This is a genomic window from Bacillus cereus group sp. BfR-BA-01379, assembly GCF_022663605.1.
Lineage (GTDB): Bacteria > Bacillota > Bacilli > Bacillales > Bacillaceae_G > Bacillus_A > Bacillus_A mobilis.
In genome coordinates this window covers 1-244 of record NZ_JAKUFT010000280.1, presented here as the reverse complement: position 1 = coordinate 244, position 244 = coordinate 1, and the positions used below count along the sequence as shown (strand labels likewise).

Below are 244 nucleotides of genomic sequence, written 5' to 3'. Positions count from 1 at the left end.
TAATTCACGTTTAGCAGACTGTATGTTATTTTTAGACTCTTCTTTTACTTTTGCTTCTTCTTTAGCTTTGGCTATTTCTCTTGCTTTCTCTTCTTCCTTAGCCTTTGCTATTTCTCTTGCTTTCTCTTCTTCCTTAGCTTTGGCTATTTCTCTTGCTTTCTCTTCTTCCTTAGCTTTGGCTATTTCTCTTGCTTTGGCCTCTTCCTTAGCCTTCGTTTTCTCTCTTACTTTTTCTTCTTCTTTA

1 pseudogene is annotated in these 244 nt (G+C 36.1%); it reads right to left on the bottom strand.

From position 1 onward, the window contains the following. A pseudogene (locus MR113_RS28750) lies at positions 1-244 on the bottom strand (enterotoxin); the annotation flags it as partial.